General features: G+C 51.0%; 18 protein-coding genes. 12 read left to right on the top strand and 6 right to left on the bottom strand.

Going from position 1 to position 20,945, the window contains the following annotated elements:
• Positions 1–4 precede the first annotated feature (4 nt).
• The 5 genes from dnaQ to QUE64_RS05995 all read right to left on the bottom strand — a co-directional run bounded on the left by dnaQ (position 5) and on the right by QUE64_RS05995 (position 6,401).
• Positions 5–700 carry a DNA polymerase III subunit epsilon gene (gene dnaQ, locus QUE64_RS06015; RefSeq protein WP_286223185.1) on the bottom strand — a complete coding sequence of 232 codons (696 nt, stop codon included), beginning with the start codon at positions 698–700 and terminating at the stop codon, positions 5–7.
• Between the two features lie 17 nt (positions 701–717).
• Positions 718–3,816, bottom strand: a complete 3,099-nt coding sequence (locus tag QUE64_RS06010; RefSeq protein WP_286224972.1) for an efflux RND transporter permease subunit — start codon at positions 3,814–3,816, stop codon at positions 718–720.
• Positions 3,813–5,078 (bottom strand): efflux RND transporter periplasmic adaptor subunit, encoded by a 1,266-nt coding sequence (locus QUE64_RS06005; RefSeq protein WP_286224971.1) that lies wholly within the window; start codon positions 5,076–5,078, stop codon positions 3,813–3,815. The genes QUE64_RS06010 and QUE64_RS06005 overlap by 4 nt, the downstream gene beginning before the upstream one ends.
• Before the next feature lie 71 nt (positions 5,079–5,149).
• The gene (gene rnhA / locus QUE64_RS06000) at positions 5,150–5,599 is read right to left on the bottom strand and encodes a ribonuclease HI (protein WP_286223182.1); all 450 of its coding nucleotides are present in this window, start codon (positions 5,597–5,599) and stop codon (positions 5,150–5,152) included.
• A 7-nt stretch (positions 5,600–5,606) separates the two neighbouring features.
• Positions 5,607–6,401 carry a class I SAM-dependent methyltransferase gene (locus QUE64_RS05995; RefSeq protein WP_286224970.1) on the bottom strand — a complete coding sequence of 265 codons (795 nt, stop codon included), beginning with the start codon at positions 6,399–6,401 and terminating at the stop codon, positions 5,607–5,609.
• Positions 6,402–6,442: 41 nt separating this feature from the next.
• On the opposite strand from QUE64_RS05995, the gene gloB reads away from it, so the two are divergent.
• From gloB to QUE64_RS05950, 9 genes are all read left to right on the top strand, one after another.
• Complete coding sequence (gene gloB, locus QUE64_RS05990; protein ID WP_286224969.1) at positions 6,443–7,261, top strand: hydroxyacylglutathione hydrolase; 819 nt, start codon at positions 6,443–6,445, stop codon at positions 7,259–7,261.
• A gap of 1 nt (position 7,262) precedes the next feature.
• On the top strand, positions 7,263–8,657 hold the full coding sequence (locus QUE64_RS05985; protein ID WP_353506762.1) for a transglycosylase SLT domain-containing protein: 1,395 nt from the start codon (positions 7,263–7,265) through the stop codon (positions 8,655–8,657).
• A gap of 40 nt (positions 8,658–8,697) precedes the next feature.
• Entirely contained in the window at positions 8,698–10,575 is a 1,878-nt protein-coding gene (locus tag QUE64_RS05980) for a propionate--CoA ligase (protein WP_286224968.1), read from the top strand.
• Positions 10,576–10,766: 191 nt separating this feature from the next.
• Complete coding sequence (gene carA, locus QUE64_RS05975) at positions 10,767–11,945, top strand: glutamine-hydrolyzing carbamoyl-phosphate synthase small subunit (RefSeq protein WP_286226184.1); 1,179 nt, start codon at positions 10,767–10,769, stop codon at positions 11,943–11,945.
• Positions 11,945–15,193, top strand: a complete 3,249-nt coding sequence (carB, locus tag QUE64_RS05970; RefSeq protein ID WP_286224967.1) for a carbamoyl-phosphate synthase large subunit — start codon at positions 11,945–11,947, stop codon at positions 15,191–15,193. Before carA ends, carB begins: the two co-directional genes overlap by 1 nt.
• Positions 15,194–15,231: 38 nt before the next feature.
• Positions 15,232–15,714: a transcription elongation factor GreA gene (gene greA / locus QUE64_RS05965; protein ID WP_286224966.1), complete on the top strand. Its 483-nt coding sequence runs from the start codon at positions 15,232–15,234 to the stop codon at positions 15,712–15,714.
• Between the two features lie 64 nt (positions 15,715–15,778).
• Positions 15,779–16,033, top strand: coding sequence for an AbrB/MazE/SpoVT family DNA-binding domain-containing protein (locus QUE64_RS05960; RefSeq protein ID WP_286224965.1), 255 nt, complete (start codon positions 15,779–15,781; stop codon positions 16,031–16,033).
• Entirely contained in the window at positions 16,033–16,359 is a 327-nt protein-coding gene (locus tag QUE64_RS05955; RefSeq protein ID WP_286224964.1) for a type II toxin-antitoxin system PemK/MazF family toxin, read from the top strand. Before QUE64_RS05960 ends, QUE64_RS05955 begins: the two co-directional genes overlap by 1 nt.
• 8 nt (positions 16,360–16,367) lie before the next feature.
• Positions 16,368–16,868, top strand: coding sequence for a DUF4149 domain-containing protein (locus QUE64_RS05950; RefSeq protein WP_286224963.1), 501 nt, complete (start codon positions 16,368–16,370; stop codon positions 16,866–16,868).
• Here QUE64_RS05950 and QUE64_RS05945 read toward each other — a convergent pair.
• Positions 16,836–17,291: a YhbY family RNA-binding protein gene (locus tag QUE64_RS05945; RefSeq protein ID WP_286224962.1), complete on the bottom strand. Its 456-nt coding sequence runs from the start codon at positions 17,289–17,291 to the stop codon at positions 16,836–16,838. The genes QUE64_RS05950 and QUE64_RS05945 overlap by 33 nt on opposite strands.
• A 55-nt stretch (positions 17,292–17,346) precedes the next feature.
• On the opposite strand from QUE64_RS05945, the gene QUE64_RS05940 reads away from it, so the two are divergent.
• The 3 genes from QUE64_RS05940 to folP all read left to right on the top strand — a co-directional run bounded on the left by QUE64_RS05940 (position 17,347) and on the right by folP (position 20,939).
• Positions 17,347–18,012, top strand: a complete 666-nt coding sequence (locus QUE64_RS05940) for an RlmE family RNA methyltransferase (RefSeq protein ID WP_286223172.1) — start codon at positions 17,347–17,349, stop codon at positions 18,010–18,012.
• Between the two features lie 162 nt (positions 18,013–18,174).
• Positions 18,175–20,061: an ATP-dependent zinc metalloprotease FtsH gene (ftsH, locus tag QUE64_RS05935; protein WP_108508702.1), complete on the top strand. Its 1,887-nt coding sequence runs from the start codon at positions 18,175–18,177 to the stop codon at positions 20,059–20,061.
• 2 nt (positions 20,062–20,063) lie between these two features.
• Positions 20,064–20,939: a dihydropteroate synthase gene (gene folP / locus QUE64_RS05930; protein WP_286224961.1), complete on the top strand. Its 876-nt coding sequence runs from the start codon at positions 20,064–20,066 to the stop codon at positions 20,937–20,939.
• Positions 20,940–20,945 lie beyond the last annotated feature (6 nt).

Raw genomic sequence — 20,945 nt, 5'->3', positions numbered from 1 at the left:
GAGCTTAGAGACCCCAAATCGGGGTCTTTTTACTAGCCTTCTCGATTGCCTGTAAAACTTTTTCATGTTCGGCGCAATCGAGTTCGCTCGCTTTGAAGTAGATTAAGTCGCTCGGTAGCGGAGCCTTTGACAAGCCATCTTTGCCAGTGACGCTGTAATCGATTAAATCAATGGTGAGGTCATCCTGACCTCGGGTCATGGCTAGATAAACTTCAGCTAGGAGCTGAGCGTCGAGCAAGGCGCCATGTAGGGTGCGGTGTTCGTTACTGACTGCAAAACGTTCGCATAAAGCATCGAGAGAATTGCGTTTGCCTGGGAACATGCGGCGCGCATCTACTAGTGTATCGGTAATCTTGGCAGCAAGCTCTGAGAAGCTCGGGCGCTTGAGTAGAGCATATTCATTATTAAGAAATGACAAATCAAAGGGCGCATTATGAATAATCACCTCAGCCCCAGCAATGAACTCAGTGAGCTCATCCACAATTTGCGCAAACACAGGTTTGTCCGATAAAAACTCGCGAGATAGGCCGTGTACCGCAAATGCACCCTCGGCAATGTCACGCTCGGGATTAATGTAATGATGGAGGGTCTTGCCAGTCTGGCGGCGATTGATTAACTCAATGCACCCGACCTCAATAATGCGATCACCGGTAGCTGGATTTAAGCCTGTGGTTTCTGTATCGAGAATGATTTGACGCATACCTAATTGTAAAACGCTTAGGTATCCTCGAGATCTTCTGGGGGTATCTCAAGAGGGCCGCGACCAGCAAAGCGATCAAGATACAAATAAATGACCGGCGTAATGAACAAGGTCACAAACTGAGAAAGCACTAAACCACCCACTACGCTGACACCTAGGGGTTGACGTAACTCAGCGCCGGCACCAATACCAAGTGCTATTGGGAGGGCGCCCACGATTGCAGTGAGGGTGGTCATCATGATGGGCCGAAAGCGCAAGATGCAGGCTGAACGGATTGCTTCAGTAGGACTCATTCCCTGTTTGCGTTGCGCCTCAAGGGCGAAGTCAATCATCAGGATGGCGTTTTTCTTGACGATGCCGATGAGCATCAGAATACCAATCGTCGCAATAATGGTGAGCTCCATCCCAAACATCCATAAAGAGAGCAGGGCACCAATTGCCGCGGAGGGCAGGCCAGCCAAAATGGTGATTGGGTGAATGTAGCTTTCATACAGAACGCCGAGCAAGATATAGATCACTGCAAGGGCAGCAATAATTAGAATAAATTGCCCGCTCTGATTACCTTTGAAGACCTTGGCATCGCCCCCATAGCTTGTGATGATGGAGGATGGAAGCTTGATCTCTTTGACGTATTTCTCAATCGCATCGGTGGCTTGCCCGAGAGCGACATCGGGCGCCAGATTAAACGAGAGAGTTACCGCCGGAATCTGCCCTTGATGGTTGACCGCAGTCGGACCAATGGTGCGCTTGAAGCTAGCAAGACTTGAGAGCGGAATCAATTGATTGGTTGAGCGCCCTCGTACAAAAACTTTACCGAGATCGGTTTCAAACTGGCGCTGATCTTCGGCGGTCTCCAAAATGACGTAATAAGTGTTGACGCTTGTGTAAATGGTAGAGACTTGACGCTGACCAAAGGCGTTGTACAGGGCCTGACGAATATCCGCAATCGTCACTCCTGCTTGCGCCGCCTTCTCACGATTGATATCAATCTGAACGTTCAGGCCCCGTAGTTGCGAATCCGAGGTCACATCCCGAAAGAGGGGATCGCTACGCAATTTCTCCAGCATCTTTTCAGACCATTCATTTACCCCCTCAAAACCAACACTTTGCAAGGTAAATTGATAGCGGCTCTTGCTAGATCGTCCCCCAAGTTGCAGATTCTGAATCGGCCGCATGAACACTTGTAGGCCGGGGACCTCTCTAAACTTTTTGCGAAGACCCTCAAGCACTTCAGTCATAGACTCCCGTTCGCTGCGGGGCTTGAGCACAATAAAGAAGCGCCCAGTATTGCTACCTGCACTCAGACCACCTCCTAGAATCGAGACAAAGCTTGCTACATTGGGATCATTAGCCACAATCTCAGCAGCACGATCTTGCAACTCCAGCATCGCCTTGTAGGAGATATCTTGATCAGCTTCGGTCGTTGCTGTGATCTGGCCAATATCCTCTTCTGGGAAAAATCCCTTCGGGGTATAGATGAACATCGCAATCGTAATGGCAAACGTTGCGATGGCTAACCATAGCACTCGCTTGCGATTTGCGAGAGCCAGATCCAAGTAGTGCACATAAGTCTTTTGGGTCCAATTGAACCAGCGATCAAAGTGACGGTTAATCGGGTATTCGCGGGCATGCTGGCCAGGTTTCGGGAGGTAACGGCTGCATAGCATCGGTACTAAAGAGAGGGATACCACAGCAGAAACTAGGATGGCGAGTGAAACAACGACCGCAAACTCACGAAAGAGGAGTCCAATCGGACCTTCCATAAAGAAGAGGGGAATAAAGACCGCCACCAAGGATAGGGAGATTGAGACGATCGTAAAGCCAACCTCACGACTTCCTTTCAGGGCAGCCTTGAGGGGGCTCATACCCTGATCCACGTAACGCACGATGTTCTCAAGCACCACAATGGAGTCATCCACCACCAAACCTACGGCGAGTGTAATGCCCAATAGCGAGACGTTATCTAAGCTATAGCCCATGAAGTACAGCAGGAAAAAGGCGCCAATCAGTGAAATGGGCAGACTCAAGGATGGAATGATCGTGGCTGAGAGGTGCTTGAGGAACAGGAATATCACCAGTACTACCAGGGCTACGGTGAGCGCCAAGGTGAAGTTGACGTCAGCAATCGCCTCGCGGATTGATTTAGAGCGATCATTGATGAGAGTGAGCTTAATCGAGGCTGGTAGTTGTTTCTCAAACTGTGGGATCATCGCCTTGACCGAATCTACCACCTTAACCGTATTGGCATTGGGCTGGCGCTGAATCGCTAGCGCAATCGAGCGCTCACCATTGGTGGTGGAGAGGGTACGAACGTTCTCATAACTCTCAACCACATCAGCGACATCCCGCAGATAAATCGGTAAACCATTTTTCTGAGCAATGATGAGGTTAGCAAAATCAGAGGCTGTAACTAATTGCTTATTGGCATAAATGGTTAATAACTGCCGCGGACCCTCTAAAACACCGACGGGGGTATTGGAGTTCGCTTTATTGATGGCGATCGACAGATCCTCCATCGTGAGGTTATGGATTGCCAAGGAGTCAGGCCGCGCTTGCACACGAATGGCATAGCGCTTAATGCCATACACAATAATTTGCGCAACCCCATTAATCGTGGATAGCGTTGGAGAAATCAGGTTCTCCGCATAATCATTGAGCTCGGATAAATCCATCGACGGCGAGGTCATGCCGATGATGAGGACCGGTGCATCGGCGGGATTGACCTTGCGATAGGAGGGCGGCACGGTCATCTCGATTGGTAAACGGCGCTGGGCGCGCAACAGTGCCGCTTGCACATCAACCGCGGCTTTATCGATGTCGCGATCGTTATTAAATTCGAGGGTGATGTTGGTCGTACCCAAGAAATTCGTCGAGCTAATCACTGAAATACCGTCGATGGTCGAGAACTCTTTCTCAAGCGGCAGGGCAACCGACGCCGCCATATTTTCTGGGGAAGCGCCAGGCAAGGAGGCTGATACAGAAATTACTGGTGTATTAAAACTAGGCAAGGCCGCAACCGGAATGCGGGTGTACGCCACTGCACCCGCAATCACCGTCACTACTGACAGCAGGACGGTCATGACGGGCCGTCGGATACAAAGCTCAGAGAGCGTCATTTTTTATCAGCGGGTTTGGATTCAGGTTTGGGGGCGTCAGCGGGCTTTGCAGGCACGGCTTTGTTTTCTCGGATCTTGGTGCCAGGGCGTAGATTCTGTTTACCTTCGATCACCACGCGCTCGCCAGCCTCAACACCAGTAATTGCAGCTTTGCCCTGATACTCATAGCTCACTTTGATGGGTTTGAGGCTGACCTTATCTTCAGCCCCCACCACATAGATAAAGCGCCCGCGCGGATTAATCACCACCGCTTGGGATGGAACCAAAATGGCGTCCTTTAAGGTATTGGCTTCGAGTTTGACCCGAGCAAATTGTCCAGGTAATAGAGTGCGTTTGTCATTGGCAATTTGTGCCTTGACCCGAACAGCCCCGATTGCTGGATCAACCTGGTTATCGATGACTAAAACTTTGCCCTCGTAGACCTGGGTGCGGTTATCGCCTACGGTCACTGATACTTTTAAGTTAGCAGGATCGGTTTGCATCAAGAGGGGAATATTGTCCTCACCGACGATAAATTGGACGTTGATGGGATCTAACTGAGTGATCGTGACCATCGCACCCAAAGCAGTGGTTGCGGTAGAGCTTGAGGTGGTGGTTACGATATTTCCAGGCGCCACTAAGGAGCCAGGGAACACATTAATAATACCTGCACGTCCATCGATTGGAGCGCGAATGTAATCAAAGGAGAGTTGCACCTCAGCAGCGCGAGCAGTAGCGGCAGCAGATTTGGCATTGGCTTCGGCAGTATCTAAACCTGCTTTGGAGATAAAGTTTTGAGCAACGAGCTCTTTGGCACGTTGTAACTGACGTTGCGCATCATCGGCTACGGCTTTGGCTTTATCGTAATTGGCGCGATCATTGCGATCGTCTAAGGTGAATAGTAGTTGCCCCTTCTTGACCTCTTGACCTTCTTTAATGTGGACTTCTTTGACCACATTGCTAACCTGCGGACGGATATCCACAATATTAGCTGCCACCACGGTACCGGTCGATTCAATGATGATGGGGATATCTTGTTTCTCGAGGACCAGGGTAACCACCGTTTGTGGCCCACCGCGTTTACTCTCGGGCGGGAAGAAATGATCGTAGGCTTTATCACCGGCATAAATTAATACGAGGATCGCCAGCACCCACCATTTGCGCTTCATTAAAAACGCCACTATTTGCTTCACGTCGATTTTCTGGAGTTGGGTGACCAGTTGGCAACCCCAAGCCATGATGGTTTGTTTGATTCGGGCAATAAAGGATGGAGGTTTGGTCACAGCGCTAGTCTAAATTGCTTTGTTATTTAAAGAGTTAAAGCATTCTCTCATAAGCCCAAGCGGGGCGCAGATCAGTTATTGGATAAAAAGGCTTCCACACCTTGATTGGCGAGTTGATCGGCCAGCTCATTTCCAGGGTGGCCATTATGGCCACGGACCCAGTGCCACTGAATTTCATGAAGGGGCAATAGGGCGTCGAGCTCTTGCCAAAGATCGACATTCTTGACCGGGGACTTGTCGGCTGTCTTCCACCCCCGAGCCTTCCAACCGGCAAGCCACTCACTCACTCCTTTTTGGACGTATTGGGAGTCGGTGTAGAGATCCACCACGCTGGCTTGCTTAAGCGCCTTGAGTGCGTGGATCACCGCACTAATTTCCATCCGATTATTGGTGGTGTCATGGGCGCCGCCATGCAAGTGCTTCTCATGCGCGCCGGAGCGCAGCACCACTCCCCAGCCACCAGGACCGGGATTGCCTTTGCAAGCACCATCGGTGTAGATCGTAATGTGGGGTTTGCTCATGCGCTCTTTATACCTCTTCAGTTACCCGATGGGAAGTTTGCTGAGCCGCAGGGTTGAGTTGGGGGAGTGCTTGCAAGGCTTGTTTGGGAACGCGGCCTACCAAACGGGTACCCGGATGGCGCTTAATTGCCGAGATTAAAAAGACCGAGCCAAAGATCGGCCACCAGCGATTACCCATTTTTTCTAGGAAAGCCATGCGAGCGATATTTTTCTCTTTGCGCAGTGGCAGGCGATAGCAGGCAAAGTGACCACGATCGAGAGAGTAGTCGAGTAACTTCAACCAATCCTTAACACGCAGCAAGCTTAAGAACTGACCCTCACGCGGTAAATAGTTTTTTCCAATTAGTCGTCCTGCATATTGCCGCAAGCCCCAGAGGCTCGCTGGATTAAATCCAGAGATCACGACTCGACCTTCGGGTATTAAGACACGATCGACCTCGCGCAGAATTTGGTGCGGATCTTGGGCAAACTCCAAGACATGCGGCAGCACCACTAAATCGATGGATTGATCGGCAAATGGTAATTCTTCCGGAATCCCTTCAATCGATTGATAGGGCAGATCGCCATCGGCTTTCGCAATCCCGTGGGGAAGCAACATCAATTTGAGTGAAATCCGATTTTCTGCGAGGGTATTGATTTGCGGTAAACCAATTTGTAAAGCGTAGTAGCCAAACACATCGACAACCGCTTGATTAAAGAGCTCTTGCTCGGATTTGAGGATGTATTGCCCTGGAGGCGATTGCAGCCACGTCTCCCACGAACTCTCTGGCGGAGCGTTGGTCTGCACGTTTGGCGGGGTCATTGGTATCATAGAAGGATTATCTTGTGTCCTAAGGTGTTGCCGTGGTTACAAATTCCTTATTGCAAGTGTGGCCCATACCCGCCTTTACTGACAACTACATCTGGTGCATACACGATCAACAGTCGGCTATTTTGGTTGACCCTGGTGAAGCAAAGCCAGCGATTGATTATTTAACTCAGCAGAACTTACGTCTTACCGGAATTCTAATCACTCATTACCACGCTGACCATATTGGAGGATTACCAGAGATCCTCGCGTGGGCAAGTCAAGGGGGCCTCTCAGTCCCAGTGTATGGCCCCGCGGCTGAGGATATTGCCTTGCGCAGTCACGCACTCTTTGAGGGTGATACCGTCCGCTTTGATGAGCCGCCCATTCAATTAAACGTCCTAGAAGTCCCTGGACATACCTTGGGTCACATTGCTTACGTGGCACGCAGCGAGGATAACGCTGGACAAACCTCAAAATTGTTTTGCGGCGACACACTCTTTGCTACCGGTTGTGGACGGCTCTTTGAAGGCACCCCCACTCAAATGTCGAGCTCACTGGCCAAGTTCTTGGCCTTACCTCCCGATACGCTGGTGTTCTGTACCCACGAGTACACCTTATCCAATATTCGTTTTGCACTCGCGGTCGAGCCAGATAATTCAGATCTAATCGAGTGGTCGCAAACCGCCGATGCCTTACGTCAGCGCAATCAACCCACGGTACCCACGACGATTGCCCATGAGAAGCGGGTTAATCCATTCATGCGCTGCGATCAAGCCCCAGTCATTGCCGCTGCGCGTGCCCAAATTGGGCAAGACCTCATAAGTCCCGCCGAGGTTTTGGCGGTCGTGCGGGCCTGGAAGGATCGCTTCTAAGATGATGCGCCGTTCACTCCTACTAATTGCAAGCGCAGCTGTTCTGGTGTTGAGTGGTTGCGCCAGTACTTCGCCCGAGTGGTCCTCAAGCACTGATTCAAGGCGTGACCCGCGGGCAGCCAAAGCGCCGCGTGTAGATCTTAGTAAGCAATCGGTGAGTAGCATCATGGCACCTTCGAATGATCTTTGGATCCAGATTCGGCAGGGCTTTCAATTACCCGAGCTCGATAGCCCCTTGGTCGAGCAGCAAACCCAATGGCTGGTTAAGCGTCCAGATTATGTCAATCGTTCGATGGCACGCTCGTCTCGCTATCTCTTCTACATTGTTGAAGAAGTTAATCGTCGCAATATGCCCACCGAGATCGCACTCTTGCCATTTGTTGAGAGCGCCTTCAATCCTGAAGCCAAGTCGACCGCCAAAGCCATGGGGATCTGGCAGTTCATGCCCAGAACCGGTCAGGACTTTAAGTTAACCCAGAATGTTTTCCGGGATGAGCGACGTGATGTCTTGCAATCCACGAACGCCGCTCTCGATTATCTTCAGCGCCTGTATAAACAATTTGGTGATTGGCAGCTCGCTCTGGCTGCCTATAACTGGGGTGAGGGGAATGTGGCCCGTGCGATTAAGCGCAATCAAGCCCAGCGTAAGCCCACGGATTACCAGAGCCTCACGATGCCACGCGAGACCCGTGAGTATGTGCCTAAGTTGATGGCCTACAAAAACATTGTGCAAAACCCAGCTGCATACAACATCGTGTTACCGGAGCTTGAGAACCACCCCTATTTTGTAGCGATTGATGTGACCCGCGATATTGATGTCGATGTTGCTGCCCAATTAGCCGAAATGTCTTTGGAGGATTTTCGTAATCTCAATCCGGCATTTAATAAACCCGTGATCTTGGCCGCAACCGATCAGCAAATGCTCTTACCTTTTGCGCGTGCCGAGCTCTTTCAAATGAACCTGGCAAGCTACACCAAACCCTTATCGTCTTGGACCGCACTCAAAGTCACCAAGAGTGAGACCCCTGAGCAATTGGCAACTCGTCTGGCTTTAAATCCGGAAACGATTCGGGATGTCAATAACATCCCCCGTGGCATGCGGATCCGGGCGGGATCAACCGTTCTGATCCCCAAACCCCCAGGAAAACAGTCGGATATTTCTGAGTATTTGGCTGAGCATGGGCAGTTGAAGCTCGACAAGGCAGTCCCGCCCAAACCCAAGACCAGTAAGCCGGCTCAGGCAAACACTGCGAGCAAATCGGCCCCCAAAAAGGCCGCCAACCCGAAGACCGCAAGTACTCAGCAAAAATCCCCATCGACAAACACCACAAAATCAGCGAAAACTGGAACTACCTCCGGCTCTGGAGTAAGTGCCAGTGTAAAAACGGCTCCTTAATTCCTGGCCATTGATTATTTTGCTGTGAAGGGAATGCAGGATGAGTGTTGGCTACAAATCGTTTCATGAGAATTCCATTCGGGATCCAAAAGCATTTTGGTCCGAGCAGGCCAAACTAGTTGATTGGCATCAGCCGTTTTCACAAGTCCTTGATTATTCCAATCCACCCTTTGCGAAGTGGTTTGTCGGTGGGCAAACCAATCTGTGCCATAACGCCGTTGATCGGCATTTGAAGGATCGCGCCAACCAAATCGCACTGGTTGCAGTCTCGACCGAAACCAATCAGGAGCACGCCTACACATTTGCAGAGCTGCACGATGAGGTCAATCGTATGGCTGCGATCTTGCAAGCCAACGGCGTGAAGAAGGGCGATCGTGTTTTGATCTACATGCCAATGATTGCGCAGGCCTGTTTTGCAATGCTCGCCTGTACCCGCATCGGTGCGATTCATTCAGTCGTGTTCGGTGGATTTGCATCGCATAGTTTGGCTTCACGCATCGATGATGCAAAACCCAAAATGATTATTACCGCTGAGGCTGGAATGCGCGGTGGTAAGGCGGTACCGTATAAGCCACTTCTCGATGAGGCGATCACGTTATCAACCGCCAAGCCTGAGAAGGTTCTGATTGTGAACCGCGGCCTCTCGGAGTTCACAACCGTGGCCAATCGTGATTTGGATTACGCCACTGAGCGTGAGAAGCACCTCAACACCAGGGTTCCCGTCGAGTGGGTCGATGCAACTCATCCATCCTATATTTTGTATACCTCGGGCACCACTGGCAAACCAAAGGGGGTACAGCGTGATACGGGCGGTTATGCAGTTGCACTCGCAAGCTCGATGCGCCTCATCTTTGGTGGCAATCCGGGTGAGACGATGTTTACCACCTCCGATATTGGTTGGGTGGTGGGGCATAGCTACATTATTTATGGCCCACTCATTAACGGCATGGCCACCATCATGTACGAGGGTACGCCCTTGCGCCCTGATGCGGGTATTTGGTGGAGCTTGGTTGAGAAATACAAGGTATCGGTGATGTTCTCTGCCCCCACGGCGGTGCGAGTACTCAAGAAACAGGACCCCGCCTTCCTCAGTAAATACAACTTATCGACGCTGCGGACATTGTTCTTGGCCGGTGAGCCACTCGATGAACCAACGGCATCATGGATTCATGATGCGCTGAAGAAGCCGGTGGTTGATAACTACTGGCAGACCGAGACCGGTTGGCCAATCTTGGCGATTCAACGAGGTGTGGAGGTCATGCCACATAAATTTGGGTCGCCCGGTGTACCGGTCTATGGCTACAACATGAAACTGCTCGATGAAGCAACCGGTGCTGAGTTGGGTCCGGATCAAAAGGGCGTAGTTGCGATTGAAGGGCCATTGCCACCGGGATGTATGCAAACCGTCTGGGGTGATGATCAACGCTTTATCAAGACCTATTGGGAGACCGTACCTGGCAAGATGGTGTATTCCACCTTTGATTGGGCAATTAAAGACAAGGATGGTTACTTTTTCATCTTGGGTCGTACCGATGATGTGATTAACGTCGCTGGACATCGATTAGGAACGCGCGAGATCGAGGAGAGTATCTCAAGTCACGCTAATGTCGCCGAAGTGGCAGTTGTTGGTGTGGAAGATCAACTCAAGGGTCAGGTAGCAATTGGCTTTGTGATTGCAAAAGACTCAAGCAAAACCGAGACCATGGAGGCGGAGGTCATGAGAACCGTCGACTCTCAATTAGGAGCGGTCGCGCGACCAGCACGGGTTTACTTGGTGAGTGCATTACCAAAGACGCGTTCGGGCAAGATTGTGCGACGCGCATTACAAGCGGTTGCGGAAGGGCGCGATCCTGGTGATATCAGTACGATGGAAGATCAATCGGTTCTAGCGCAGATTAAACAGGTGATTGGAAAGTAGCTTGGCAAAGTAAACCGTTTTGCGTGAAGGCAGGGTGAGGCGCGGAGAACTGGTATCATTACGTTTATCAGTAACTAATAAATTGCCCTAGCGCTTAAAGACACTTACCTCCCCGCAATTTCGCCTCGGGTTTGTCTTTTGGGGCAAAAAGTGTTGGACGGCAACAGGGTATTGGAGATTGTTTGTCGCCCTTGCTTCCTTCCTTTCCCCCCGCTGTTTTAGCTCTTGCTGACGGCTCCATTTTTTCTGGTCAAAGTATCGGCGCTCCTGGCGAGACCAGCGGTGAAGTTGTTTTTAATACCGCATTAACGGGTTATCAAGAAATCATCACCGATCCCAGTTACGCACGTCAGCTTGTTACCTTAACCTATCCGCACATCGGCAATGTGGGCGTTAATGCCCAAGACGCTGAGTCAGCACAAATCTACGCTGCCGGCCTCATCATTAAAGATCTCTCTGCACGTGTCTCGAACTTTCGAGCCGAAGACAGTCTCGATCATTACTTGCGTGCCGCTAAAGTCCCTGGTATCGCCGGTATTGATACCCGCAAGCTCACACGTTTATTGCGTGACCGCGGCGCTCAATCGGGCGCCATTGTGGCTGGTAAGATCGGCGATGATGTAGAAGCGCTTGCCAAGCGTGCTCTAAACCTAGCTAAGGCATTTCCGGGAATGGCAGGTCTCGATTTGGCGCAAGTGGTTAGCACCGATAAAGCCTATGAGTGGCAAGAAGGTGAGTGGCAGTTGCATGGCGAGCATGGTAAGCCCGCATTCAGAATCATGAGGAACCCAATGAAGCGCGTTGTGGCCTATGACTTTGGTGTGAAACGCAATATTCTGCGTATGCTGGCTGAGCGCGGTTGTGCGCTCACAGTCGTGCCTGCCAAAACCCCGGTGGCTGAAGTGTTGGCCCTAAAGCCTGATGGCGTATTTTTATCCAACGGCCCTGGCGACCCCGAGCCCTGTGATTATGCGATTAGTGCTGCACAAACCATTATTGGTAAAAATATCCCAACCTTTGGCATTTGCTTAGGTCATCAGATCATGGGCTTGGCTGCGGGTGCGAAGACTCTGAAAATGAAGTTTGGGCACCATGGTGCGAACCATCCTGTAAAAGATTTAGACAGTGGTCGGGTGGCGATCACGTCACAAAACCATGGCTTTGCGGTCGACGCCAAGACCTTGCCAAATGATTTACGGGTGACGCATATCTCTCTATTTGATGGATCTTTACAAGGCCTAGCTTGGAAAGATAAGCCAGCATTTTGTTTTCAGGGGCACCCAGAGGCTTCCCCAGGCCCACATGACATTGCCTATTTATTTGACCGCTTCATGCACCTCATGAATGCCGCTGGCCAAGGAGCTCGCTAATGCCAAAGCGTACCGACATTCAGAGTATTTTGATCATTGGCGCCGGTCCAATTGTGATTGGACAGGCTTGCGAGTTTGATTACTCAGGTGCGCAAGCGTGCAAAGCTTTGCGTGAAGAGGGCTATCGCGTCATTCTGGTCAACAGTAATCCAGCGACCATCATGACCGATCCGGAAATGGCCGATGTCACCTACATCGAGCCGATTACCTGGGAAGTGGTGGAACGCATCATTGCCACCGAGAAGCCCGATGCGATATTGCCCACCATGGGTGGCCAGACCGCACTCAACTGCGCTCTCGATTTGCATCGGCATGGCGTTCTCAAAAAATACAACTGTGAGTTGATTGGCGCATCTCCTGAGGCAATTGATAAAGCCGAAGATCGTCAGAAGTTCAAAGACGCCATGACCAAGATTGGTTTGGGATCGGCCAAGTCTGGGATTGCGCATTCGATGGAAGAGGCGATCGCAGTTCAGCAACGCATTCAGGCAGAAACGGGTAGCTCAGGATTCCCGGTGGTGATTCGGCCCTCGTTCACGATGGGAGGATCGGGCGGCGGTATTGCTTATAACCGCGAAGAGTTTGAAGAGATTTGCAAGCGTGGCCTTGATCTTTCCCCAACCCGAGAACTGTTGATTGAAGAATCTCTCCTCGGCTGGAAAGAGTTTGAGATGGAGGTGGTACGCGATCGTGCCGATAACTGCATCATCGTTTGCTCGATTGAGAACTTAGACCCGATGGGCGTGCATACCGGGGATTCGATCACGGTGGCTCCTGCACAAACGCTCACTGATAAAGAGTATCAAATCATGCGGAACGCCTCGATCGCGGTCTTGCGTGAGATTGGTGTGGATACCGGTGGTTCGAATGTGCAGTTCTCGATTAATCCAGTTGATGGCCGCATGATCGTGATTGAGATGAATCCGCGCGTGTCGCGTTCATCGGCCCTTGCGTCGAAAGCGACCGGCTTTCCGATTGCCAAGGTCGCTGCCAAATTAGCGGTGGGCTATACCTTAGATGAGTTGCAAAACGATATTACGGGTGGCGCTACGCCGGCATCGTTTGAGCCCAGTATTGACTATGTCGTCACCAAGATCCCACGCTTTGCCTTTGAGAAATTCCGTGAAGCCGATCCACGCTTAACCACCCAAATGAAATCGGTGGGTGAGGTGATGGCAATTGGCCGCACCTTCCAAGAGTCATTTCAAAAAGCTCTGCGCGGTCTTGAAGTAGGGGTTGATGGTCTGGATGAGAAATCCACTGACCTCGAGGACATCATTGCCGAGATTGGTGAGCCTGGCCCGGATCGCATTTGGTATGTGGCCGATGCCTTCCGTATGGGTATGGGAATCGATGAGGTTTACGAAGAGACCAAAATTGACCCATGGTTCTTGGAGCAAATTGAAGAGCTCGTTGAGATTGAGAATGCGGTTAAAGAGCATGCCTTGGCAAGCCTGAGCGCTGCAGAAGTACGGTTCTTAAAGCAAAAAGGATTTTCGGATCGTCGTCTTGCCAAATTATTAAAGACCGATGCGACGGCGGTGCGTCAAGCGCGTCATCGCCATGGCGTATTCCCAGTCTACAAGCGAGTCGATACTTGTGCAGCCGAATTTGCAACCAATACGGCATACATGTACTCTACCTACGAAGCAGAGCATGGCGAGTGCGAGTCACAGCCCACGCAGCGCGAGAAGATTATGGTGCTAGGCGGTGGGCCCAACCGGATTGGTCAGGGTATCGAGTTTGATTACTGCTGCGTCCATGCGGCACTGGCAATGCGCGATGATGGTTACGAGACCATCATGGTGAACTGCAATCCCGAGACCGTATCAACCGACTATGACACCTCGGATCGTCTGTACTTTGAGCCTCTGACCTTAGAGGACGTACTAGAGATTGTCGCCAAGGAAAAGCCCAAGGGTGTGATTGTGCAATATGGTGGTCAGACCCCATTGAAGCTTGCCCTTGATCTTGAGGCAAATGGCGTGCCGATTATTGGCACATCGCCTGACATGATTGATGCTGCTGAGGATCGGGAACGCTTCCAAAAACTCCTGCATGCCCTCAAATTACGTCAGCCGCCCAATCGCACTGCACGTGCTGAGGATGAAGCACTCAAGCTGGCCGAAGAGATTGGTTATCCCTTAGTGGTTCGTCCTTCTTATGTGTTAGGTGGGCGAGCCATGGAGATCGTGCACGATGGTCGTGATCTTGAGCGATATATGCGCGAGGCCGTCAAGGTATCGAATGACTCACCGGTATTATTAGACCGCTTCTTAAACGATGCGATTGAGTGTGATGTGGATTGCATCTCCGATGGAGCTCGAGTGTTCATTGGTGGGGTCATGGAACACATTGAGCAAGCGGGTGTACATTCGGGTGATTCGGCCTGCTCATTACCACCATACTCTTTATCGAAAGAGACCATTGCTGAGCTTAAGCGCCAAACTGCGGCGATGGCCAAGGGTCTGAATGTCGTTGGTTTAATGAACGTGCAATTTGCCATTCAGCAAAGTGATGGCAAAGACACGATCTTTGTATTAGAGGTCAATCCTCGTGCATCGCGTACAGTGCCCTATGTCTCCAAAGCAACTGGCTTACAGTTAGCAAAGATCGCAGCGCGTTGCATGGTGGGGCAGAGCCTCGATCAGCAGGGTATCGCAGAAGAGGTGATTCCTCCGTACTACTCGGTTAAAGAGGCGGTGTTCCCATTTAATAAGTTCCCAGGCATTGATCCGATCCTGGGTCCTGAGATGCGCTCCACCGGTGAGGTGATGGGCGTGGGTAAGACCTTTGGTGAAGCTTTATTCAAATCACAGTTGGCGGCGGGTATCAAATTACCTAAGAGCGGTAATGTGGTGTTGACCGTGAAAGATAGTGATAAGCCTCTCGCCGTTGCGGTTGCCAAGCTCTTGCATGAGATGGGCTTTCCGATGGTCGCCACCAAAGGGACTGCCGCAGCCATTGCCGCAGCGAATATTCCGGTATCGGTTGTGAACAAGGTCAAAGAGGGTCGTCCTCACATTGTCGACATGATCAAAAATGGTGAGATCACCTTGGTATTTACAACCGTGGATGAAACCCGTAATGCAATTGCGGACTCTCGTTCGATCCGAACTACCGCACAAGCCAATGGTGTGACCTACTACACCACAATTAGTGCGGCACGTGCGGTAATGGAAGGGATGCGGGCGAAGGATTCGCTCGAGGTGTATTCCTTACAGAATTTACACATTTCGCTTAGCTAGACTAAAATCGAGCTTCATCGATTTTAAGGTTGAGCAGTATGAGTACAAACACTATTCCCATTACCAAGCATGGCGCTGAGCTCTTGAAGGAAGAGCTCACGCGCTTAAAGCATATTGATCGTCCTGCCGTGATTAATGCGATCTCTGAAGCGCGCGCCCAAGGCGATCTTTCTGAGAACGCCGAGTACGATGCTGCCAAAGAGAAGCAAGCGTTTATTGAGGGTCGCATCAAAGAGCTTGAGACCAAATTATCGGCTGCACAAATTATTGATCCTGCATTACTCGAAGCAGAAGGTCGGGTCGTCTTTGGGGCCACCGTTGAACTGGAAGATCTGGATGACGGTAAAAAAATGAGCTACCAAATCGTAGGCGATGATGAAGCCGACATTGCTGCCAATAAGATCTCGATTAGCTCCCCCATTGCTCGCGCCTTAATTGGCAAAGAGGAGGGCGATGTGGTGACCGTCCAAGCCCCTGCAGGCGCTCGGGAAGTTGAGATCCTCTCGGTTCGTTACATCTAGTTATATAAAAATATAATAACCTCCTGAATTTGTTATACTTCGGTATAACTTATTCGGAGGGCGTATGCATACCAATTTAAGAAAGGTTGGAGGTTCAGTGATGCTGGCGGTGTCCCCGGTTTTCCTTAAAGAACTTCAGATCACTTGCGGCTCGACCGTTGATGTCGCCCTAAAGGACGGGCAATTGGTCGTTCGACCCATCGCAAAGTCGAAGTACGAACTCGCTGATTTATTAGCGCAATGCGATCCTAAAGCAAAAATGCCAAGCGAGGATCGGGTTTGGTTGGATAGCCCCCCGATCGGCAATGAGATTCTGTAATGAAGCGAGGCGATATTTATTTGGTATCTCTTGATCCAACCGCTGGCCATGAGCAAAAAGGGTATCGACCCGTATTGGTAGTGTCACCAGCACCATTTAATCAATTAACCAAGACCCCAATCGTTGTACCGATCTCCACTGGAGGTCAGTTTGCGCGGGTGGCAGGGTTTGCAGTTGAGCTGGTTGGAACTAAAACTGTTGGTATTGCGCGCTGCGATCAACCTCGCACACTAGACCTTGCAGCGCGCAAAGCAAAACGAATTGAGACGGTGTCGGCGACTGTGATTGATGAGGTCTTGGCTAAACTAGCAACCTTAGTTACCTAGCACGCATTATGCAAGCTCAATCTACTCAGCACCAAATTGCGCAACGCCTTTTTCTCTTTGTGAGTAGTCTTTGGGTTGGTAGCCTCATTACTGTTGGCTACTTGGTTGCACCGACGCTCTTTGCAACGCTCACCGATCGTCAGGTCGCCGGTATGGTGGCTGGTGCGATCTTTCAGGTGGAGGCATATGTGAGTCTGGTGCTCTGCGTAGCGCTACTGGTCTTGGCAAACCTCTTGGTAAGTCGTGGGTTGCAAGCCTATCGTGCGATTCGTTGGATTTTGCTTGCGATGCTTGTGTGTGCTGCGCTTGGTAGCTTTGTGCTCATGCCCTGGATGGAGAACTTACGCGAGGATGCCTTGTTGCAAGGTATGCCAGTAATGTATTCAGCTTCTGCGAGTTTATTTGCTACTTTGCACGGTATCTCAAGCAGTGTTTTTTTGGTACAAAGCCTCTTGGGTATTTACTTGGTTTGGCGCTTAACCCAAAGCCGCTTTTTTGGGACTAGCTAAGCGAGTCTTGCGGCGCTTTGGTTTGCTGGGGCTAGCCATGGTTGCCTTTTTAAAGCCTGCACGCGAGCCACTGCCACGTTGATTGCTGCGAGCGGTTTGATACGCGCGTGCCACTTTTTTACTGGGAACTACTTTCTCAGGCTTGGATGCAACAGGGCGCCACACCACGAGCAGTTTGCCAATGTGCTGAATCGGGGCAGCATTCAGGTCATCGCAAATCGATTCATACATCGCAATGCGGGCATCGCGATCATCACCTAGCACGCGGATCTTAATCAGGCCATGGCTCGATAGGGCACGATCAATTTCTTTGCGAACGGCAGCAGTGAGTCCTTCGTTACCGATCATGACGACGGGGTTAAGAGCATGGGCTTTAGCGCGGTGCGCCTTGCGTTGCGCTGGTGTTAGTGAGAGAGCAGTCATCCCTGCATCATAGAGGATTTGCAGTGTGTAACCCAAAACAAGGACAATAGCGTTTGTGGCAAAGAATAAGTTCAACAAAAATTGGTTACACGATCATGTCAATGATCCCTACGTCAAGCTCGCGCAGAAAGAGGGTTATCGTGCGCGCGCGGCCTATAAGCTCTCGGAGATCGATGAACAAGATCACCTCATCAAGGCTGGGATGACTGTGGTTGATTTAGGAAGTGCCCCGGGCAGTTGGAGTCAGTACATTCGTAATCGCTTAGTAAAGCTTCGCAAACATCCCACACCCGAGACAGCTGGCAAGCCCGATGGTTGCATCATCGCTATTGATCTCTTGCCGATGGAGCCCGTGGCGGATGTCACCTTTATAGAGGGTGATTTTCGGGAGGAGGAGGGCTTGCGAGCACTCGAGGCTGCTTTGCCCCCAGAGGCCAATGGCAAAGTTGATTTAGTGCTATCCGATATGGCGCCTAACCTCTCTGGTGTTGGTGTAGCTGATGCAGCGCGGATGGCTAATCTTGCGGAGCTCGCTTTGGAGTTTGCCAAAGAGCATCTCAAGCCCGATGGGGCACTTCTGATCAAGTGCTTTCATGGCAGTGGCTACAGCCAAATAGTTGAGGCATTTAAGGGGGTATTTAAGACCGTTGCCCCTCGTAAACCCAAGGCCTCACGGGATAAATCCTCGGAAACCTTTCTGCTAGGGCGCTATTTGAAGTAGGGCAAATGGTAGAGATTGCCCAAAAACCATAGAAAACCCAGCATTTTTAGGATAAATTAGTCCTCCAACCCTTGAATTTCAACGGGAGTAGAATCAAATACATAGGGTGAGGTTTGGTTCTCAACCCCGATAACTCCCGGATTGATCCGGCAAAGGTGTATTTTGAATAACAATATGTTCCAAAAAGTGGGTGTATGGCTCATCGTGGGCTTGGTTTTGTTCACTGTGTTTAAACAGTTTGATAAACCACGGACTCAAGATCAGGTCACGTATTCCCAATTTATGGATGATGCCAAAGCTGGCAAGATCAAGCGCGTGGATGTGCAAGGCCGTACCTTGCAAATCACCCCAGTTGATGGCAATAAATACTCGATCATCTCCCCAGGCGATATCTGGATGGTGGGTGATCTCATGAAATACGGTGTTCAGGTTACCGGCAAGACCGAAGACGAACCCAATCTATTGGTCTCTGCGCTCTATTACCTAGGACCTACTTTATTAATCATCGGCTTTTGGTTCTTCATGATGCGTCAGATGCAAGGTGGCGGTAAGGGTGGCGCATTCTCCTTTGGTAAATCCAAAGCACGTCTGATTGATGAGAACAGTAACTCGGTGACCTTTGCCGATGTCGCAGGATGCGATGAAGCTAAAGAAGAAGTATTTGAGATTGTTGACTTCCTCAAAGATCCCCAAAAGTTCCAAAAGCTGGGTGGTCGTATTCCACACGGCGTGCTCTTAGTTGGTCCTCCTGGAACCGGTAAGACCTTATTGGCCCGTGCCATCGCTGGCGAGGCCAAAGTACCATTTTTCTCAATCTCGGGCTCCGACTTCGTTGAGATGTTTGTGGGCGTGGGCGCTGCGCGTGTACGCGACATGTTTGAGAACGCTAAAAAGCATGCACCTTGCATCATCTTTATCGATGAGATTGACGCAGTAGGCCGTCATCGTGGTGCCGGCATGGGCGGCGGTAATGATGAGCGCGAGCAAACCTTAAACCAAATGCTCGTTGAGATGGACGGCTTTGAGACCAATAGCGGTGTAATCGTGATTGCTGCGACCAACCGTTCGGATGTTTTGGATCGCGCCTTACTACGCCCTGGCCGTTTTGACCGCCAAGTGCATGTTGGCTTACCTGATATTCGGGGTCGTGAGCAAATTCTGCGCGTGCACATGCGCAAAGTGCCGATTAATGCTGACGTTGATCCTGCGGTCTTGGCTCGTGGTACTCCAGGGTTCTCGGGTGCGGATCTTGCTAACTTAGTCAATGAAGCGGCTTTGTTTGCAGCTCGTCGTAGTAAGCGCGCAGTGGATATGCAAGACTTCGAGGATGCCAAAGACAAGATCTATATGGGTCCTGAGCGTAAGTCCGCTGTGATGCGCGAGGAAGAGCGTCGCAATACGGCTTATCACGAGTCGGGTCATGCGGTGGTGGCAAAGATGCTGCCAAAGGCCGATCCCGTTCACAAGGTCACCATCATGCCTCGCGGTATGGCGCTTGGCGTCACTTGGCAGCTGCCAGAGTTCGATCGTGTGAACTTATACAAAGATCGCATGCTCGAAGAGTTAGCCATCTTGTTTGGCGGTCGTGCTGCCGAAGAAGTATTCTTGGGCTCCATGAGCACGGGTGCATCGAACGACTTTGAGCGCGCCACCAAAATGGCTCGTGATATGGTTACCCGTTACGGCATGAGCGATAGCTTGGGTACCATGGTCTACGTGGATACCGAGCAAGACAGCATGTTCGGTCGCATGAACAGCAAGACTGTATCGGAGCTTACCCAACAAAAGGTTGATGCGGAGATCCGCACCTTGATTGATAGTCAATACGCACTCGCCAAAAAGATTTTGGAAGAGAACCGTGACAAGGTGGAAGCCATGGTTACTGCCCTCTTAGAGTGGGAGACGATTGACTCGGAGCAGATCAATGACATTATGGCGGGTCGCACACCGAAGCCACCTAAGCCAGTCACCGCGACTGCGTTTGGTAACTCTGCGGGTGGCGGTGGTACTCAGGGTCCTGCAGCAGGTAGCGCACCCGCAACCGCGTAAGCATGTCGTATTCATCACCGCCCGTGGCATGGCGCTGCGGGCGTTTTCTTTTTGAGCTCTCCGCCAATCAGCATCGACGCCCATTGGTAATGGGCATCCTCAATGCCACGCCGGATTCCTTCTCAGATGGCGGGCGGTTTTATCAGCGCGACGCAGGCCTTGCTCAAGCAGAAAAAATGCTTGCTGCGGGCGTTGACATCATTGATATTGGCGGAGAGTCAACCCGACCTGGGGCCGAGCCCGTTGGTTTGCAAGAGGAGCTCGATCGCGTTTTGCCAGTCATCGAATCACTCAAAGAGTGTGGTGTTGCTCTCTCGATTGATACTTACAAGCCCCAAACCATGCAAGCAGCACTCGCCATGGGTGTTGATTGCGTCAATGATATTTGGGCCTTGCGACAAGCGGGAGCAGTCGATGCCATCAAGTCAAGCCAATGTGGCATTGTGTTGATGCACATGCAGCGTGATCCTCAAACTATGCAATTTGATCCCAATTACGAACATGTGGTTCAAGAGGTACAAGCATTCCTATTAGAACGTGCGGCAGTGATCGAAGAAGCAGGAGTTGACTCGCAACGGATTGCCATTGATCCTGGATTTGGCTTTGGTAAGAGCTTGGAGCATAACTATCAATTATTGGCACAAATGAACGTATTTACTGAACATGGTTACCCGGTCTTAGCGGGCCTATCGCGTAAGTCCATGCTTGGCAAGGTCACCAATCTTGAGGTGGGCGAGCGTTTGATCCCGAGTATTGCGGCAGCCATCTTGGCAGTGGAGCGCGGCGCGATGATTGTGCGTACGCACGATGTACCTGAGACCGTGAATGCACTGCAGGTCTGGCAGGCTATGCGAGAGCAAAGTACCTCAGTTTTATAATGAATC

Origin of the sequence: Polynucleobacter sp. HIN7 (assembly GCF_030297595.1) — a bacterium.
Classification (GTDB): Bacteria; Pseudomonadota; Gammaproteobacteria; order Burkholderiales; family Burkholderiaceae; genus Polynucleobacter.
Note: the sequence above shows the minus strand (reverse complement) of the source record. Positions and strands in the feature narration are given on the sequence as shown.

Excerpts from the sequence above, each read along its gene's own strand:
- QUE64_RS05950 (WP_286224963.1), top strand. The coding sequence starts at position 16,368 with ATGCAAGCTCAATCTACTCAGCACCAAATTGCGCAACGCCTTTTTCTC.
- QUE64_RS05985 (WP_353506762.1), top strand. The coding sequence starts at position 7,263 with ATGATGCGCCGTTCACTCCTACTAATTGCAAGCGCAGCTGTTCTGGTG.
- carB (WP_286224967.1), top strand. The coding sequence starts at position 11,945 with ATGCCAAAGCGTACCGACATTCAGAGTATTTTGATCATTGGCGCCGGT.
- greA (WP_286224966.1), top strand. The coding sequence starts at position 15,232 with ATGAGTACAAACACTATTCCCATTACCAAGCATGGCGCTGAGCTCTTG.
- QUE64_RS05980 (WP_286224968.1), top strand. The coding sequence starts at position 8,698 with ATGAGTGTTGGCTACAAATCGTTTCATGAGAATTCCATTCGGGATCCA.
- QUE64_RS05955 (WP_286224964.1), top strand. The coding sequence starts at position 16,033 with ATGAAGCGAGGCGATATTTATTTGGTATCTCTTGATCCAACCGCTGGC.
- rnhA (WP_286223182.1), bottom strand. The coding sequence starts at position 5,599 with ATGAGCAAACCCCACATTACGATCTACACCGATGGTGCTTGCAAAGGC.
- folP (WP_286224961.1), top strand. The coding sequence starts at position 20,064 with ATGTCGTATTCATCACCGCCCGTGGCATGGCGCTGCGGGCGTTTTCTT.
- QUE64_RS05995 (WP_286224970.1), bottom strand. The coding sequence starts at position 6,401 with ATGACCCCGCCAAACGTGCAGACCAACGCTCCGCCAGAGAGTTCGTGG.
- QUE64_RS05960 (WP_286224965.1), top strand. The coding sequence starts at position 15,779 with ATGCATACCAATTTAAGAAAGGTTGGAGGTTCAGTGATGCTGGCGGTG.
- dnaQ (WP_286223185.1), bottom strand. The coding sequence starts at position 700 with ATGCGTCAAATCATTCTCGATACAGAAACCACAGGCTTAAATCCAGCT.
- QUE64_RS06010 (WP_286224972.1), bottom strand. The coding sequence starts at position 3,816 with ATGACGCTCTCTGAGCTTTGTATCCGACGGCCCGTCATGACCGTCCTG.
- QUE64_RS05945 (WP_286224962.1), bottom strand. The coding sequence starts at position 17,291 with ATGACTGCTCTCTCACTAACACCAGCGCAACGCAAGGCGCACCGCGCT.